14 protein-coding genes and 1 pseudogene are annotated in these 18,344 nt (G+C 49.8%); 13 read left to right on the forward strand and 2 right to left on the reverse strand.

Annotated elements, in window-relative coordinates; genetic code table 11:
- Positions 1-7: 7 nt before the first annotated feature.
- From DES37_RS02995 to DES37_RS03030, 8 genes are all read left to right on the forward strand, one after another.
- A complete protein-coding gene (locus DES37_RS02995; protein ID WP_110024790.1) occupies positions 8-1,000 on the forward strand; it encodes an ABC transporter ATP-binding protein in 993 nt (330 codons plus the stop codon).
- A gap of 179 nt (positions 1,001-1,179) precedes the next feature.
- Complete coding sequence (locus DES37_RS25830) at positions 1,180-1,356, forward strand: YnfU family zinc-binding protein (protein WP_245929961.1); 177 nt, start codon at positions 1,180-1,182, stop codon at positions 1,354-1,356.
- Positions 1,357-1,531: 175 nt separating this feature from the next.
- Positions 1,532-3,178, forward strand: coding sequence for a methyl-accepting chemotaxis protein (locus DES37_RS03005; RefSeq protein ID WP_245929963.1), 1,647 nt, complete (start codon positions 1,532-1,534; stop codon positions 3,176-3,178).
- A gap of 299 nt (positions 3,179-3,477) precedes the next feature.
- Positions 3,478-4,461: an ABC transporter substrate-binding protein gene (locus tag DES37_RS03010; protein WP_036114870.1), complete on the forward strand. Its 984-nt coding sequence runs from the start codon at positions 3,478-3,480 to the stop codon at positions 4,459-4,461.
- A 14-nt stretch (positions 4,462-4,475) separates the two neighbouring features.
- On the forward strand, positions 4,476-5,357 hold the full coding sequence (locus DES37_RS03015) for an ABC transporter permease (RefSeq protein ID WP_036114873.1): 882 nt from the start codon (positions 4,476-4,478) through the stop codon (positions 5,355-5,357).
- The gene (locus tag DES37_RS03020; protein WP_036114876.1) at positions 5,357-6,136 is read left to right on the forward strand and encodes an ABC transporter ATP-binding protein; all 780 of its coding nucleotides are present in this window, start codon (positions 5,357-5,359) and stop codon (positions 6,134-6,136) included. The genes DES37_RS03015 and DES37_RS03020 overlap by 1 nt, the downstream gene beginning before the upstream one ends.
- A 125-nt stretch (positions 6,137-6,261) precedes the next feature.
- Complete coding sequence (gene hutH / locus DES37_RS03025; RefSeq protein ID WP_110024791.1) at positions 6,262-7,815, forward strand: histidine ammonia-lyase; 1,554 nt, start codon at positions 6,262-6,264, stop codon at positions 7,813-7,815.
- A gap of 269 nt (positions 7,816-8,084) precedes the next feature.
- The gene (locus DES37_RS03030; RefSeq protein WP_036114882.1) at positions 8,085-9,179 is read left to right on the forward strand and encodes an iron-containing alcohol dehydrogenase family protein; all 1,095 of its coding nucleotides are present in this window, start codon (positions 8,085-8,087) and stop codon (positions 9,177-9,179) included.
- A gap of 16 nt (positions 9,180-9,195) precedes the next feature.
- Here DES37_RS03030 and DES37_RS03035 read toward each other — a convergent pair whose 3' ends face one another.
- Positions 9,196-9,744: a GNAT family N-acetyltransferase gene (locus tag DES37_RS03035; protein ID WP_110024792.1), complete on the reverse strand. Its 549-nt coding sequence runs from the start codon at positions 9,742-9,744 to the stop codon at positions 9,196-9,198.
- A gap of 505 nt (positions 9,745-10,249) precedes the next feature.
- Between DES37_RS03035 and DES37_RS03040 the strand changes: the two are divergent.
- The 5 genes and pseudogenes from DES37_RS03040 to DES37_RS03060 all read left to right on the forward strand — a co-directional run bounded on the left by DES37_RS03040 (position 10,250) and on the right by DES37_RS03060 (position 15,533).
- A pseudogene (locus tag DES37_RS03040) lies at positions 10,250-11,863 on the forward strand (S-type pyocin domain-containing protein).
- Between the two features lies 1 nt (position 11,864).
- The gene (locus DES37_RS03045; RefSeq protein ID WP_245929965.1) at positions 11,865-12,110 is read left to right on the forward strand and encodes a bacteriocin immunity protein; all 246 of its coding nucleotides are present in this window, start codon (positions 11,865-11,867) and stop codon (positions 12,108-12,110) included.
- 258 nt (positions 12,111-12,368) lie between these two features.
- Positions 12,369-13,742, forward strand: a complete 1,374-nt coding sequence (locus DES37_RS03050) for an ATP-binding protein (protein ID WP_110024794.1) — start codon at positions 12,369-12,371, stop codon at positions 13,740-13,742.
- A gap of 85 nt (positions 13,743-13,827) precedes the next feature.
- Positions 13,828-14,277, forward strand: coding sequence for an eCIS core domain-containing protein (locus DES37_RS03055; RefSeq protein WP_110024795.1), 450 nt, complete (start codon positions 13,828-13,830; stop codon positions 14,275-14,277).
- A 41-nt stretch (positions 14,278-14,318) separates the two neighbouring features.
- Positions 14,319-15,533 (forward strand): hypothetical protein, encoded by a 1,215-nt coding sequence (locus tag DES37_RS03060; RefSeq protein WP_146211486.1) that lies wholly within the window; start codon positions 14,319-14,321, stop codon positions 15,531-15,533.
- 107 nt (positions 15,534-15,640) lie between these two features.
- On the opposite strand, the gene DES37_RS03065 is transcribed toward DES37_RS03060, so the two are convergent.
- Positions 15,641-18,343, reverse strand: a complete 2,703-nt coding sequence (locus tag DES37_RS03065; RefSeq protein WP_110024797.1) for a hypothetical protein — start codon at positions 18,341-18,343, stop codon at positions 15,641-15,643.
- Between the last annotated feature and the right edge of the window lies 1 nt (position 18,344).

Here is an 18,344-nt window from a genome sequence, read left to right on the forward strand (position 1 = left end):
GGGCGTTATGTCTTATTTAAAAGTTTCACAACTCAATAAACACTATGGCCCAACCCGGGTATTTGAAAATATTGATTTCAGTGCGGATGAAGGTGAGTTTGTTACCTTACTTGGCCCCAGTGGTTGCGGTAAATCCACATTGTTGCGCTGTATTGCCGGGCTGACTGACCCGGACAGTGGCTCGGTGGAAGTTGCCGGGCAAAATATTGTGCCGCTTCCGCCGCAAAAACGCGCCATTGGGATGGTGTTCCAGAGCTATGCGCTGTTCCCGAACATGACGGTGAAAAAGAATGTGGCGTTTGGCCTGAGAATGCAAAAAATCCCGGCCAGTGAAATTGAACAACGCACGAACGAAGTGCTGGAGCTGGTTGAGTTATCTGCATACAGCCACCGCTTCCCACACCAGTTGTCTGGTGGGCAGTGCCAGCGTGTAGCCCTGGCCCGTTCGCTGGTTACCCGCCCACGTTTATTGTTGCTGGATGAACCGCTTTCGGCGCTGGACGCGCGCATCCGCCGCCATTTGCGTGAACAAATCCGGCGTATCCAGCAGGAGTTGCGCCTGACCACTCTGTTTGTCACCCACGACCAGGAAGAAGCGCTGACACTGTCAGACCGGATTATCCTGATGAACCAGGGCAATATTATTCAGAATGGCAGTGCCGAAACCCTGTACACCGAGCCTGCCGATTTATTCGCCGCGAATTTTATTGGCAACTACAACGTACTCAGTGCTCAGGATATGGCGCGTTTGAGCGGTATTGAACACCACGGGCAGTGTGCGTTACGCCCGGAATCCATCACCATTTGTGCCCCAGGACAGGGCATTCCTGCCACTATTCTTGACCGCAGTTTACTGGGTAACGTGGTGCGCTACCGGGTGGTGGCGCAGGGTGTTGAATTACGCGTTGATGTACTGAACCGCAGTGTGGCTGACTTACTGTCAGACGGGCAGCAAGTTGCCATCACACTGGATCTCAGCACATTACGGGATGTGGCATGATTAAGTAATAAATGCCTGTGCGCATACGTCTCATACATCTGCGCACAGGCAAACAGTCCGTTCAGCCATTAGCTGGTTATTGCCATTCATTTTTTGTGGGTTTATTCTTTGTTGGAAAAATAAGCAGAACAAACGGGTTGCTATTGCTTAGCCGTTCAATACCCCGGAGGTGTTCGCATATGTCATATACTCAGGGTCTGCGCCATTTTGGTGAACGACCAGTCCCCGTAAAATGCCCCAAATGCGCCCATATTGCCAACCAGCGCGCAGCCAAACTTCGTAAAAATACCCCGTTGAAATGCCCGCATTGTGGCCTGGAGTTTTTGCCTTCTCAATGCCCACGAATTGGCGGTTGATAAAGCCTGGGCGGCCGGTTGTTGCGCTCCGTCATAAAAAAATAATACCGGTGAAGCAGCAGTGAAACAGTAATGAGAAGGGAGTCACCCTTTTGCCCCTGAAACGATTTAGTGGTGAAGAAATGAGCAGAAAGGACGATAACACTGGCAGGTATTGTCGTTAAGGAACACCGTTATGCTTTCTGCTCTGAGATTAAATCAATTTCGTATTGGGCCGCGTTTATGGCTGTTATCTGTCCTGCTATTAGTCCTGACATTGTGCGCTGGCGCAATTGGCGGTTACGTGAATTACCACTGGACCAAGAGCAGCCAAAAATTTATTGCCCGTGAAATGCTGATTGAACAATCCATTGATACTGCACGCAATGCACAGGTGCAATTCAAAATCCAGGTCCAGGAGTGGAAAGATACCTTGCTGCGCGGTGTCCAGGGCGGTGATTTGTTCACTAAATATAAAGCGGCGTTTCTGGAGCAGAATGACAAAACCCAGGCGCTACTGAATACCCTGAGCCAGCAATTACCTGCGCTTGGCATGAGCAACCAGGATGTTCTGGCGGCCCGTGAGGCACACTCGCAGTTACTTCACCAGTACCTCAGCGCACTGGCATCATACGATATTGCTGACATCAACAGCCCTGCCAGGGTCGATAAACAGGTACGCGGTATTGACCGTGCTCCCACCAAAATGATTGACGATGTGGTAGAGAAAACGCTGCAACATGCCCAAATGCTGCACCAGGAAATTAATGCAGAGAATACCCGCCATTACCAACAAATTCAGACCATTATTGTTCTGGTAATCGTTCTGGCAGTGTTGACGGGTGGGGTGGTGACCTGGCTGATTATCCGCAGCATTACCCGCCCGGTTGCTCAGGCGGTGCAGGTTGCCCGCCAGGTAGCTTCTGGTGACTTGCGGGCCACAATCGAAGTCTCCGGGAAAGATGAAATTGCCGGCCTGATGGGCGCGCTGCAAACCATGAACAACAGCCTGGCGCGTATTGTGAGTGAAGTGATAGATGGTGCGGAGAATATTGCCGATGCATCCGCAAGTATTGCTGATGGCAGCCAGGCGCTGTCTACCCGTAATGAAGCGCAGGCCAGTGCACTGATTGAAACGGCTGCATCAATGGAAGAAGTGACTTCCGCCGTTAAACATACGGCAGACAACGCGGCTGAAGCGAATAAACTCAGCCAGAATACCGACGCCATGGCTCAGGACGGTAACCACTCCGTTGAGCGCCTGGTGGAAGCAATGGGCGATATCAACCGCTTCTCTACAGAGATAAACAGCATCGTAACAGTGATTGAAAGCATTGCCTTCCAGACCAACATTCTGGCGCTCAACGCCGCCGTTGAGGCGGCAAGAGCGGGGGCCGAAGGGCGCGGCTTTGCGGTTGTTGCCAGTGAGGTTAGGGCGCTGGCGCAGCGTTCATCTAATGCTGCGAAAGAGATTAATTCCCTGATAAGCCGCACCTCCAGCCGCATTGCTCAAGGGAACGACCTTGCCGGGGAAGCGGGTGTGGCGATGAAACAGATGCTGAATAATATTCGCCAGGTATCGCAACTGGTTGAAACTATCTCGGTAGCCTGTAACCAGCAAAGTGCAGGCATCGAGCAGGTAAGCCTTGCGGTAACGCATATGGATTCCGCCACGCAGCAGAACGCGACGCTGTCTCAGCAGTCCAGCGATGCTGCCAGCCAGTTGCATCACCACGCGGCTGCTTTACTGGAAAGCGTTAACAGCTTTACCCTCAAATCCAGTGATACAGCCCGCGGGTACGGCGAAAATGCTCTTCCGGCACTGGAAGCGCCCCCTGCCTGATAAGCAACCGCTGAGACTATTCAGTTCCCCCATGCCCTGGCTTTGCGCAGGGCATGCACCGTATTAGGGCGTCCGCCCTGTTTTCATGCGCACTTCTTTCTTCGCTCCTGCCATCTGTCCCGCCTGTACCGGGTTTGAAAAAAGCTGGCACAGGCATTGCAACTTTATGACTGTCGCTTGTATAGACAAGACTATACGCGTCCGCCTTTATCGCATTTGCGGGTTGTAACACTGGGCGTACAGCACAGCATTTGGGGTTATCACTTTCCATTAACAGGTTGCTTTTTCAGGAGTGGTCGATGAACAAAAAAAATGCAAAAAACAGATTGAAGCGCGTCTTGTCTGTATGTGGCGTGGCGCTGGCAATAAGTGCGGTAACGGGTGGTCTTGCGCAGGCTGCCGATACGCCTGTTGTCATCGGTATTTCTGGCTGGACAGGGTTTGCACCACTGACTCTGGCGCAGAAAACCGGCATTTTTAAAAAGCACGGCCTGGATGTGACACTGAAAATGGTGCCGCAGCAATCCCGCCACCTGGCGATTGCTTCTGGTTCACTGCAATGCGCTGCCACTACTGTTGAAACCTACCTGACCTGGAACGCCAGTGGCGTACCGATTAAGCAAATTGTCCAGTTAGATAAATCTTACGGTGCGGATGGCATCGCTGTGCGTAACGGCATCAGTAAAATCACAGATCTGAAGGGCAAAACGATTAGCGTGGATGCGCCCGGGACATCGTCTTACTTCCTGCTGGCATGGATCCTCGATAAAAACGGCATGAGTATGAAAGATGTCAAACTGGCAACACTGGGCCCGGATGCCGCAGCCCGTGCATTTATTGCCGGCCAGAACGATGCCGCAGTCAGTTATGAGCCTTATTTATCCTCAATTCGCCAGAACCCGGAAAAAGGCAAAATCCTTGCCACTACGCTGGATTACCCGGTTGTTATGGATACCCTGGGTTGTACGCCAGACTGGCTGAAAGATAACCCGAAAGCGGCTCAGGGGCTGGTGGACAGTTATTTCGACGCGCTGGATATGATCAAAAGCAACCCGGATAAAGCGAATGAAATTATGGGCGCTGCAGTAAAAGAAACCGGCAAACAGTTTGCTGAGGAAGCCAGTTACCTGCGCTGGCAGGACCGTGCCGCGAATAAAAAATTCTTCAGTGGCGAGATTACCACCTTCAGTAATGAAGCAGCTCACCTGCTGACTGAAATGAAAATCCTGCGTAAAACGCCGGATATCAGCACTCTGTACGATGCGCAGTATGTGAACAAGTAATGAAGGACCGTGATATGACAAGTCCTGCAAGCCAGGTCGCAGAAACTAACGTCAATAGCACATCCCATTTTGCTGAGCCGGCTCCGTTGCCGGCCAGTAAAAAGGTGTGGCATAACCCACTGATGGTGCCGTTGCGCCCGGTGAATATTCGCCACCGTATTTTGCTGGGCATTTGCTTTTTTATTCTCTTTTTCGCCGTGTGGGCACTGGCGACTTTTACCGGCCTGATTTCACCCACATTCCTCGCCAATCCGGCCACCATGCTGGAAGAAGGGTTCTACCTGTTTCGGGATTATGGTTTTGCCGGTGATGTGGGCATGACTATTTTCCGGGTACTGGCAGGCTTTATCCTGGCGGCAGCCCTGGGGGTTCCTCTGGGCATTATGATGGGTTCCTGGAAGATGGTGGAAGCGTTCTTCGAGCCCTTTATTTCATTTTGCCGTTACCTTCCCGCATCGGCCTTCGTTCCACTGCTGATTCTGTGGGCCGGGGTAGGGGAATTACAAAAAGTACTGGTTATTTTCATTGGGTCATTTTTCCAGATAACCCTGATGGTGGCGGTTACGGTAGGTGCGGCCCGCCGTGACCTGGTTGAAGCGGCGTATACCCTGGGTGCCACCAATAAAAGTGTGGTGCGCCGGGTGATTATTCCCGGAGCCGCGCCGGAAATTGCCGAGTTATTGCGCCTGGTGCTTGGCTGGGCATGGACCTACGTTATTGTTGCTGAACTGATTGGTTCATCCAGCGGGATTGGCCATATGATTGTTGACAGCCAGGCATTGCTCAACACCGGGCAAATGATCTTCGGGATTATTGTTATTGGGGTTATTGGCTTGCTGTCTGACCTGGTGTTCAAAGCGGTTAACCGCCGCCTGTTTATGTGGAGTTCATTGTAATGCACTATCCCAAACTCAGCATTCGCCAGGTGGAACGGGTATTCCGGGGGCCAAACGGGGAGCAAACCCAGGCTCTGTTGCCGGTAGATTACCAGGTGAATGAAAACGATTTTATTACCATTCTTGGCCCGTCTGGCTGTGGCAAATCGACTTTATTGCGCATTGTTGCCGGGCTGGATACCCCAACAAAGGGGGAAGTGTGGCTGGATGGCGAACGGGTGGAAGGCCCGGGGGCAGACCGCGGAATGGTCTTTCAAAGCTACACGCTGTTTCCCTGGCTGACAGTTGAGCAAAACATCCGTTTCGGCTTGCAAGAGCGCGGTATCAGCAAGGCGGAACAGAAAGCCCGCAGTGATTATTTTATTCATAAAGTAGGGCTGCGTGGCTTTGAACAGCACTTCCCGCGCCAGTTATCTGGTGGTATGCAACAACGCACTGCAATTGCCCGCGCACTGGCAAACGACCCAAAAGTGCTATTGATGGATGAACCCTTCGGCGCGCTTGATAACCAAACCCGGGTCATGATGCAAGAGCTGTTGTTATCAATTTGGGAGGCGTCGCGCAAAACCGTACTCTTTGTTACGCACGATATTGACGAAGCCATCTTTATGGCAAATAAAGTAGCTATCTTCAGCGCCCGTCCAGGCCGCATTAAGACAGAAGTGCCGGTTGATTTCCCGCATCCACGGGATTACCGGCTGAAAACATCGCCAGAGTTTATGGCACTCAAGGCCCGCGTAACTGAAGAAATTCGGGCAGAAACCATGCTGGCACACTAACGGAGTGGTACCGGCTCACCTGCATGCCAGGTGGCCGGTAGCACAGGTTGCCTGAGAGCGGGTGCTCGCAGGGCGTCTTAACTAAACGATTTTTTTCGCCACACTTGTATATACAGGAATAGACTATGGCTGCAACTACCCCGCACTTAACCCGTTGTGAACTTCACCCAGGCCAGGTAGGGCTGGCAGAATTACGCCAGATTTACCAGGGTAATGTACAACTGGCACTGGCAGAAGAAGCCCGGGCCAGTATTGAGGCTGCCCAACAACGAGTGCTGGATATTGTTGATACCGGCGAGGTGGTTTACGGCATTAACACCGGGTTTGGCAAACTGGCGCAAACCCGAATTCCGGCAGACCGCCTGGCTGAATTGCAACGCAACCTGGTGTTGTCTCACAGCGTTGGTGTGGGCAATGATTTACCGGATAACGTAGTCAGGTTGGTGATGGCAACCAAGGTGCTGAGCTTATCGCGCGGGCATTCTGGTATTCGCCCGGAGATAGTCGACGCACTGGTTGCCCTGTTTAATACCGGTGTTATGCCCTGTATTCCGGAAAAAGGCTCGGTTGGCGCTTCTGGTGACCTGGCGCCTCTGGCGCATTTATCTCTGATGCTGATTGGCGAAGGCCAGGTGCGGGTTAATGGTGAAAAGATCCCGGCCGTTGACGGGCTGGCGCTGGCCGGGCTGGTGCCTTTCGAATTAGGGCCGAAAGAAGGGCTGGCATTACTGAACGGTACTCAGGTTTCCACTTCACTGGCGTTGTCCGGGTTATTTGAAGCGGAACGGGTGTTTGCTGCCGGGTTGATGGCTGGCGCACTTTCACTGGAGGCGATTAAAGGTTCCGTGAAACCGCTGGATGCGCGTATTCACGAAGCGCGTGGCCAGGCCGGGCAAATCGCAGTGGCGGCGGCACTGCGTGAGGTGCTGGCCGACAGCGAGATCGTCGCTTCTCATGTTCACTGTGGCCGGGTCCAGGACCCGTATTCCATTCGCTGTGTTCCGCAGGTAATGGGCGCATGCCTGGACAACCTGACGCACGCTGCGCGCATTTTACGCATTGAAGCTAATGCCGCATCCGATAACCCGCTGGTGTTTGCTGATAACGGTGATGTGATTTCTGGTGGTAACTTCCATGCGGAGCCGGTTGCATTTGCTGCAGATATTATTGCGCTGGCGGTAGCGGAAATTGGAGCGATTTCTGAGCGGCGTATGGCATTGCTGCTCGATAGCGGTTTGTCTGGCCTGCCACCATTCCTGGTGAAAGATGGCGGGGTTAACTCCGGCTTTATGATTGCTCAGGTGACCGCAGCTGCACTGGCTTCAGAAAACAAATCACTGGCTCACCCGGGCAGTGTGGACAGCCTGCCTACTTCGGCAAACCAGGAAGACCACGTTTCGATGGCAACCGGTGCTGCCCGCCGCCTGCGAGATATGTGCTTTAACACCAGCGTGGTTGTGGGCATTGAAGCTATGGCTGCCGCACAAGGGATTGAGTTCCACCGCCCATTACAAAGCGCCAGCTACCTGGAAGCAGAACTGGCAGCCATTCGCGCTGTTGTGCCGTTCCTGGAAAAAGACCGCCTGATGGCGCCAGATATCGAAAATATGCGCCTGTGGGCTTCCCGTGAACAGTGGCCGGAAGCCATTACTGCGTTGTTGCCAGGCTATAGTTCCTGATCGCCTGTAAGAGCATTGTTTGTTTCCTGAAGGGGTTGTGCCGGTTATGGCACAACCCTTGCTTATTTATGAGGTTACCGCCTGCTCAGTCACCCCTCTTGTGAAGTGATTCGCTGCCTGCTTACCTGCCTGCGCTGTATCTACGCATGGTTGCCCGCCAGGGGAGCTGTTCGTTAGTAGTGCGTTTTGTGCATCAGAGTGGTGCATACGGGCCGGTGAGCGATTACTTTTATTGTCATACACAAGCATACAAATTAGGGAGAAGTACTATGAGCGCTCAAAACATCATTTTTCCGGCACAGATACTGCGGGGGCCGGGAGTGATTGCTCAGCTTGGCGAAATATGTGCTAAGGCAGGGGAGCGGGCATTAGTGATTGGCGGGCATCAGGCCCTTGCGGCCACCGAATCCACCATCCGTGAACAACTTAGTTCAAGTGGCGTAACTCTGGTGGGCTGTGAATGGTTTGGTGGGCAGTCCAGCGAAAGCAATATCACCCGCCTTGCGGGTTGTGTAGAAACACTGGGTGCAGATGTTATTATTGGTGTTGGCGGCGGCAAGTCTCTGGATACCTGTAAAGCAGTGGGCGTGGCAGCCCATGTGCCTGTGATTACCGTTCCTACTATTGCCGCCACTTGTGCGGCGGTAACCCCACTCACCATCCGTTACCATGATGACGGGCATTTCCGTGATCTCTACCCGCTGCCCCAGGCTCCCCATGCTGTAATTATCGACAGCGAATTACTGGCGCGGGCACCTCTGCGCTGGCTGGCGGCAGGCCTGGGCGACACGCTGGCAAAATGGTACGAATTCCGTGCTATTGGCGAACAACATACCCAACTGAGCGGGATTGCCAGCGCATCCAGCGCCAACAGCCGTATTTGTTATGACCTGATTGCCACTTTTGGCGGTGAAGCCTGTGAAGCTGCCCGTGCCGGGCAATCGAACGCAGCACTGGAACAAGTGCTGGATGCCATTTTTATGTTCGCCGGGCTGACATCGCTAATGAGCAGTGGCGCACACGCTGCTGCCGCACACGCAATTTATGAAGGCTTTACTGTTTGCGACAAAACCCGGGAATTCGGCCATGGTTTATTAGTGGGCTTTGGCAACCTGTGCCTGCTGGCGCTGGAAAACCGTAGTGACGAGGAGATGCTGGAGGCCATCGCCCTGGCCCATGCCTGCGCGGTGCCACTACGCCTTGCTGAAATTGCCGACCTTAACCCGGATGAACTGGACGCCATTGTTCAGGAATCGGTTATCGCGCCAGATATGCAAAATATGCCAGGGAAAGTAACACCGCAGGCGCTTTACCAGGCGATTGACCGGGTTACCCACCTTGCCGATGCTTTCCTGGCTGCATAGACCGCCCACCGCTTCATCATTTCGCGTCAGCCAGGTGGCTGGCGCGCCATTGCGCTTGTGTTAGCGTGAAGAACAGGCGCGCAGAATGGTATTCCGGGTCTGCTACTTTCCGTTCAAAATGAAAACCTGTTTTTTCCAGCACATGCTGTGACGCACTGTGCCCCGGGCGTATCACCGCTGAAATTTCATTAAGCTTACCTTGCTCAAAACCCCATGCCACCACTGCCCGGGCAAATTCTGTTGCCAGGCCTTTTCCCCACCACTGAGTGGCAAAGCGGTAGCCCAGATTATTGATGTGGTAACCGCAGACAACACGCGGTGTTAACCCACCAAAGCCAATAATTTCTTGCGGGTTTTCCTGAAGAATAATTGCCCAGTGCCCAAACCCGGGTTGGTTGCTGTGTTCCAGCCAGGAACGCAACGTTTCCCGAGCATAATCCAGGGAAGGGTAAGGCCCGGCAGGGTTGAATTGCTGGGTTTGTGGGTCGCCATAGATACGAAACAGGCAATCAGCATCACCGGGGATGACGGGGCGCAGCAGTAAGCGGGATGAAGTGAAGTGCATACTTTGCCTTTTTGCAGATAAATCAAGTACAGCACGGGGAATATCAGGGGCTCTTCTTTGCGCAGAATAGTTGATTTTCCGGGATGATGTCTACCTTCATCCCCGAGGTAAACTCGTGCCCTGCACTTTTTGTTTTGAGTGTTTCAGGAACAAACTTTGTTAAATAATCTAAATAGTATGCTGTGGTATCAGCTCATGTCATGTGCCATTCATGCGTGTTTATTTGGTGCTTTTATATTAAATAAATAACAAATTTTTTTGTAATCACATAAAGATAAAGTGATTTTAAGTCAAATTACGAATCGGTTAGTATTGCACCAGTTTAACCACAAAAATGACAAGGAAAAGGAATGCGTCGTCAATATACCAGTGAACTTCCTCCCGGTATTTCGTCAGGTCATGTTTTTAACGGCAGGAGAACGGACTAATGGGAGCGATGGGGTTTTACCTGCGGTCAGGCGATTCGACTACCTGCGGGGGAAAGATACTGACCGGGGATGAAACGATGAGCTGGTATGGTGTGGCGGGGGCACGGGAAGGTGACCTTGTATCGTGCGGCCAGCATCCGGGAGTGTACAGAATTCTGGGTGGTACACCTGATTCATGGAACGACGGCAGAAGGCTGGCAGGAACACTGGACAGTGTAAGCTCCTGTCCGTGCCATGCACGGTTTATACACACAATACCGGATTGTTGTTATATCAGAGATGATACGCCCGAAGAGCAGGCAGAAAAGGCACGATTGCCTGCTCTTGTCACTCTGCGGGCAAAGCAAGAACAGCAGGAGACCGGGGAAAAACGACTGGCAGAAGAACGTGATCGTAATCGTGTCTTTGCCAAATCCAGCCTTCGGGGTGAAGGTTGTAATGATGCCGGGGAAGAGCCGGAACCTCATACTAATTTTGCGGTAATGGCATTTTATCAGGCAGTTCCACCTACTGATCCAGCTTCCGATACTGCTGTTCCCCAACATGCTCAGACCGCCAGGAAAAAGAAACCTGCAGACGATATACCGAAACCGAAAAAGCGAAGTGCTCTGTATAAATGGCTGAACGGTGATCACGAAGAAATCGAATATCAGCGGGCAACGGCTGCAGCGACAAGTGCTGCTAATGCTCAAATGGCTATTGAAGGTGCCAGCGTTCTTGGGTTGGTAGGCGGAAATGCCATTACGTCAGGAACGTGGGCAGTAAAACTTGGTGAGATGGCTACAGGACTTGGAAGGATTGCTGCCAGCGGCCCCGGTGTGCCCATAGCAACAGTTGTTATGGGCATGATGCCCGGCAGGCTCAATGACGGTGAACAGGATTTTATTGACCGCATGCGTCTGGAGCAAATGCGTGAAGCGCCAAGCCGGGTGCGTTATACATGGGAACAGGATGATAAAGGTAATCCTGTTCCTCATGGCTGGCATACACCACCGGGTAAAGACAGGGTGCGTGTGCGCAAAATGGAGTGGGACAGCAGCTGAAAAGCGTATACGTTCACCACAGAGGAAAAGCCGCGTATCACCATCATCTGGACGCCAGACAGTTCAGGAGTCAATGTTCCGTCAAATACAGGCAACCAGAACCCGGTAAGGATACCGAACCCAGTTATTGTTGATCCGTTGCCGGAAGAAACCCGTATTGAGGCGACAACCACTCCGGCACCGGAAGAAAAGACATTTGCGGATTATATTCTTATCCTGCCAATATCGGATATTCCACCGATTTATATATATCTGCGAAACAGTGCTGGACAGGTCACGGGGAAAGGCCAGAAAGTTAGCGGTATTTGGTTGTCTGATGCTAACACGGGGAATGGTTCTCCGGTTCCAAGTCAGATAGCAGACAAGCTACTAGGGCGAACCTTTGGTAACTTTGACCAGTTCCGTAAGGCATTTTGGTTGGAAATATCAAAAACCCCCGACTTATCAAGTCAATTCATCCCTAATAATATAAATCGTATGAAGAACGGCAGAGCGCCTCGCGCAAGATTCATTGATACCGTAGGGAAAAGAAGAGCTTTTGAGATTCACCATATCAAACTTATAAGTCAGGGTGGAGAAGTTTATAATGTTGATAATATGGCTATAACAACCCCAAAAAGACATATAGATATTCACAGAGGTAAGTAATTTGAGAACTATCAGTGATTACTCAAAAAGTGATTTCATTGCATTGATTGCAGAGATCATTAGCGATGTAGGTTCAGAAGCGTATCAGGACGAGCTTTTGGAGCGTTTCATCGAGTTGTCAGAACATCCAGCAGGATCGGATTTGATTTATTATCCAGAGCCGGGCGAACAGCCTACGCCAGAAGCCATAGCAGAAAAGATCCAACAATGGCGTCAGGCTAATGGGAAGCTGGGCTTTAAAAATTAGTCTACTGACAGTGGTAATGGATTTACTTATTGTTTTATAAAGCAGTTTTCAATTACAAGCCAAATGTAAGCAGTGCACATACTTGTTGTGCTGCCTGGGTATTCCGGTCCAATGTTGGAATGAACGCCCAATGGCATATCGTGAATAAAGGTGTTTAAAAAATAGCCAAAATGAGTTGCGTGCTATAATTGTTTCGTTGTGTACGCTGCTGGCAAACAGCAGTAACCGGCCTGATGCACCTCTTTTCAAGGATGTGCCATGCTCAAACCAGCAGATGTCGAAGATAACCAACAAACAGCCAATGTCATTGTGCTCTGGCGCGAAATGGCGTGGTTGTCACGGGTTATCAATCAGGTTATATGCAGTTACCTCAAACAAGAAGGGCATGAACGTCACTGGCTGGATATTCCGCCTCCGGAATTAGTAAAAGGGGCGCCCTATGCGGATCTGGTTACCGACTGGCAATTATCCATTTTTGAACGCCTGGGGCTGGCGCTTGCTATGGCACCCAGTATAAAACCCGATACCCTTGATATTTTCTTTGGTCTTAACAGCCTGATAGACCGCCCTTTTACTGAATTTGGCGGTGTCAGTGACAAAGCCTTCAGTGGTTTTATTCCGACCGGGCAAACGCTCAATTTTCTGATCAGCGCCAATAACCCCGACTGGCGTATTTACACACAGGAAATCTTTTCAAATAAACACCGCCTGATGGCCGAGCAGGTCACGCAACTGTTATCTGTTGATGACGGCGTACCTAAATGGGCGGGTGTTTATCGGCTAAACGAAGAGTGGCTGCACTATTTTATTACCGGGCAGCGGTTGCGCCCGGAATTAAGCGCCAGCTTCCCGGCTCATATACTGGAATCACCCCTGGAATGGCACGATCTAGTGCTCGACTCCGAAGTTATGGCGCAAGTTGAAGAGCTCCATGCCTGGCTCAATTATGGCCATAAGTTGATGGATGAATGGCAACTGGCGAAAAAGGTAAAAGCGGGTTACCGCGCTGTATTTTTTGGCCCACCGGGAACGGGGAAAACCCTGACTGCTGCATTACTGGGTAAAGCCACCGGGCGGGAAGTCTACCGCGTCGATTTATCCATGGTGGTGTCGAAATACATTGGTGAAACCGAGAAAAACTTATCACGGGTGTTTGATGCCGCCAGCTACAAAGAGTGGATCCTGTTTTTTGATGAAGGCGACGCCTTGTTTGGCAAGCGCTCTGAAGTCAGTTCCTCCAACGACAGGCATGCCAACCAACTGACAGGTTATTTACTGCAAAAAATAGAGGACTTCCCCGGTACGGTTATTATTGCCACCAACTTAAAAACTAATATGGATGAAGCCTTTACCCGGCGTTTCCAGAGTATGGTGCAATTTACTATTCCTGGCCCGCAGGAGCGTTTACAGCTATGGAAGAACGCTTTTAATGGCGTGTGCGAACTCGCCGGGGATGTCAATTTGCCCACCATTGCCGACCGCTATGAAGTTTCCGGTGGGCAGATTATTAACGTATTGCGCCAGTGCGCATTAACCGCTATTCAGCGTGATGAGCGCACAGTGACCCAGAGCGACATTATTGCCAGCATTCGCCAGGAATTCAGAAAAGATAACAAAATGTTTTTTGAGTGAATAAGTCAGCACTGTTGGCGCGAGAAAGCGGAACAGGGCATTTTTCTGTTTGATACAACGCGATTGAGAACGAGGACGGCTGCTTATGTTTTCCAGACAGACAGAACAACAGCAATCCACCCGGCAGGCAGTTTCCCAGGCGGCGGTACCGCAGCGTAAAGAGAATCAGGCCGCTGCACTGGAAGATAACCGGGTTGAAACCGTGCAACGGCAGGCCAATCAAACCGGGCTACCCGATAATTTAAAAAGCGGCATGGAAAATATCAGCGGTATGAGCCTGGACCACGTCAGAGTGCATTACAACTCGGCAAAACCCGCTGCTGTGCAGGCCCATGCTTATGCCCAGGGCAGTGATATCCACCTTGCGTCCGGCCAGGAAAAACATTTACCCCATGAACTTGGCCATGTAGTGCAGCAGGCTCAGGGGCGTGTTGCCCCAACCACCTCTGTTGCAGGCATGGCGGTGAATGATAACCCTGCGTTAGAGCATGAGGCGGATGTAATGGGTGCTAAGGCGCTGCGGCACTTGCCATAAAGAGAGCCGCTCCAGGTATTTAAAGGACGTTGCAATGGTATATGAATAGATATTCTAAAACAGGTGAATATATGTATGTACAACTTTATAAAAACAAAGAAAATAAAGAACGCGTAATTGCTGGCGCAGGCTCGAAAAAAGGTATTACATTAGTGGATAACCGCTCAAATTTATTGGCGCGGGAGTTACGGGCTAATGGTGGAAACAACACTCCGTCTAATCAACAACATGTGCAAAGAAAAGTAATCAGAACAATCGGTAGTCAACCAATTCAGTTGAAGTTAAATGGTCAGATGGCTTTTGAATTGTTTATGATTCACCAAAAATATGGGATGGTGAACTTTGAGCTGCATAGGACTCTCTGCCATAAACATGAAAATCTTAAAGATGCTATTGATGAGCTGGTAGCGTTAAAAGGGCCCTATCCTGGAATGGCGCCTAAAGGATTCAAACCAGTCTTTATGTCTGATGATGGTGTAACGCCATTGCCTAATAGTAGTGTGGGCGTTGAGGAGTCTCATGAACATGAGAAAAAAACTGATCATAAGGAGCCACAAAATAAATGCTTCGCTCAATTCAATACATTGATCACTCAGCATGGATTACCCAGAACAAGTCGATTATTACTCAAGTTAAAAGAGTATGAAGAAGACAGAAAACAATTCAAAAATATTAAAGCACTCATTGCTGCCTTGAGCAAAGATGGCGTTCCAACAGATTCATTGAGAGATCAGAGTGAGGAAGTTTTTACCGCCAGAAAAGGTGATTCGTCTTCTAATTTTGCAAATGCGATTATAATTGTTGATATGATAAATGGGCCAGTGATTAAAACAACGTTAAGCGGAAGTCGAAGAGTAGGTAATAGTATATATGCTTTTCCGGTAAGTGCGAGTAAAAGAATCTCAAAGGATATTGATCAGTCACAAAATGATAGTGAGGTTGGGCTGTTTCAGTCGATTCATAATGAATTATTTGCAAATGAAGGGATGGCAAAAAAATTATCAAAATATAAGGCAAGAGTATATATCAGAATTATGAGTAATATGGGGCCATGTGATGGGTGTAAAAGACGGTTGGAATTGCTAAAGGAAAAATTTATCGAAATATTAAAATATAACGGACTTGTTGTTGATGTTCATTACGCTTCTCCCCCAGGGAAAGCTGCGAACAGGGTTAATAGTACATATGGGTGGAAGGAAGATGATATATGTAAATCTGGGATGAGAGAAGGGCTTTATGCCCACACTGATGCTTAACAAAAAACCGCTGAAAATGGAAAAATTGCCCAGATGATTATTCTAAGTGTACGTATGGTGCTGTTCAGTACCAGAAAACTGAACAGCACCTATCGTGACCAAAAAAACTAAGGCTTATCCCCCTCTTTCCGTACCATCCGCACCGCGAATAATATCCAGCCAATCACCACAATAGAAACTAACATAATTGGCCCCTGGTAATTTTGGAATGCCGGGTCGGCCACGAATACCAGCATTAACCCACTGATAGATATTGATGTCAGTGCAACAAATGGCACGCGGCTCAGGTGTTTCCTCAGTGGGAAACACCAAATACAGGCAACCAGGAAACCCAGAATAAACATAAACGACACAAATAAACCTGCCCGCAGCTCCAGGCGATAAATACAAAACCAGTTTAACAGGCTGTTAATGCCATTGAGCAGTTGGTTAATGGGTTTCGGGTATTGTTTGGCCGCCGGGAAGAAGGTTTTTTCAATCAGTTTCTCATTGGTTTCGCTTAATGGCAGTGGCCAGTAAGCTGCGCCCAGGAAGCTCCAGCTTGAAAGATTAACCAGCTGAGTCAGCTCTGGTGTTTGGTTGCGGTTATCTTCAGTTATCAACATCGGAACCAGCCGTTTATAAACCTGCTGAACTTCTGACTGGTTTTTCTGGTCACTCAACCAGCGCTGCAGTTCCTTGATTTGCTTTATCCCATTGTAAGCGTCGTCACTGGTTACCGGTGAACCCGGCCTGGCAATCAGGAGATTGGTCAGTTGTGATAAGGTATCGATGTTTTGAAAGCTGTAAAAACCATTATTTGATGCCACCATATCACTAATGGGAACAACAATATTTAAATAATATTCATCGCTGCTTTGGGCGGGGCCATCTAAGTCACTGGCGACAGATTTAGGCTGGTAACTCTGGCGTAACGCAATCTTAAGCTTATTCATGAACGAAAAGAAGGCCTGCTGGCTTTCCGGAGTGTTTAACACAGAAAGGTCGATATCCAAAGTTATACCATCTGCCATAGCAGGAACAGATTCGGCGCCAAAACTTATCCAGGGTTGTACATTATTAATTAAATATTTATCCATTGGGGTGGTGACGGATTCGACCAGTCGTTTCACCATGTCATCCGTAAACAGCCCGGTCAGTTGTTTAGTGGACAGGTTCCGTGGCGTGGTCACCACCAGGTCGAGTTTAGTGCGATAGCGGTGGGACGTCTGAATAAATTGACTAAACCTCGGGTCGGCTAACCAGTTTTGTGGCAAAACTAACGTGTTGCCATTCAATTCAGGTTTCATCACTGCACCAATATAACCAATGCGGTCTAACCGGCTGAAATCAAGAGTTTGCCCTTTACCTAAATGTTGCCAGTACGGGTAAAAACCGTAAAAGGTACCCACGTTAAATACCGACCGGACACTGTCCTGGCAATCGCAGTCCGGGGGAGCCACCCACTGCACAGGAACTGCATGAACAGGGCTAAGGCCGGTTTTCCTTGCCAGGGTAAAGACGCCTTTATCCTGCAAAATAGCAGGTGAGATACCAGATTCTTTTACTGCCATTTGCATTAAGTAAAGGCTGGGGAAGACTTCATCCTGCAGTGGTGCCAGTGCTTTTAATTCATCTTTAGATAATGTGGTAATACCTGCCTGTTTAATGGTTTTACTGAGCTCATCCGCATTGACCTGCCACACTAACTGTTGCGCTGTTGTTTCGGTATTACTTTGCGTGCTGGTTTCCACCACCTGATTTGATGTATTAGGTGTGGTGCTGTCCTGGTTATCTGGACTGGTCTGGCTGTTATCTGTATTTACACTATCTGGATTACTGGCAGCGTTGTTTTCACTGGTGTTCTTATTATCTGTACTGGCACCCGTAGTCCCGGCGTTGGTGTCATTATTGCCGGTGCTGGCATCATTATTAACACTGCTCGTAATTTGGCTGGTGCTGGTACTGGTTGTTGCCGTGGTACTGGGTTGATGGATCTCTATGGTGTAAGAATCAATTAAGTTATCGAGATTCAGTTGTGGGGTGATGGGAATATTCAGCTGAGTAAATAACCCGCTGAGTTGATTATAAAGCTGGCTGCGCTGGTCAAACTGTTGCTTTTCTAATTTTGCAAATTCTTCCAGCACGGTCTGGCGTAACGCCAGGCTGGCAAAATCATTTTCTGTCAGTTGATAATAATAGGCTTCGGTATCACTGTCTGGTCTGTCCGTACCCGGTGAAGTTGCGGGGGTGGATGTCCCGCTGCCGTTATCGGTGTTTGATGTGCTCAGTGAGAGCCTTTTTACTATTTCGGCAGATGTTAAATGGAGCAGCTCCGGCGGTTTTATTGCCGTGCGCCATGTTGGGAATAACGTATTTAGTTGGGCTGCACGGCTTAAGTCAATCAGCAATGATTCAATAAAATACTGGTGCTGGTTGGTAGATGAAGCAGGCGCGCTGAACGCAAATTCACCACAGAAATAATCCAGCCAGTAGCGGGTTGTAGGGCCAACAATGCCATCAGTGAGCGGCCTGCTGTTCTTTTTCAGTTGCGCCTGAAAGTCCTCATTATTTTGATAAAGCGACGCAAGCTGGGTTTGGATCACTCTTCCCAGGTAGCGGTCGTCACTCGGTGTTAACTGCTGGCTACATGTTTTATATGCCTTTATCGGCTCGAGCAGGTTGCTTTGGGCGGAGTAACCGGGCATGGGGAGGCCACCGGGCAGCCCGACATACAACCCGAAGCACAATAACCAGAAAGGAACACGCCTGGAGAACTGTTGTACCGGTTTACGAATAAGTGATAACAGACTGAATTCAGGGTTTATCATT

It is taken from the genome of Mangrovibacter plantisponsor, from assembly GCF_003182475.1.
In the GTDB taxonomy this organism is placed as follows: domain Bacteria; phylum Pseudomonadota; class Gammaproteobacteria; order Enterobacterales; family Enterobacteriaceae; genus Mangrovibacter; species Mangrovibacter plantisponsor.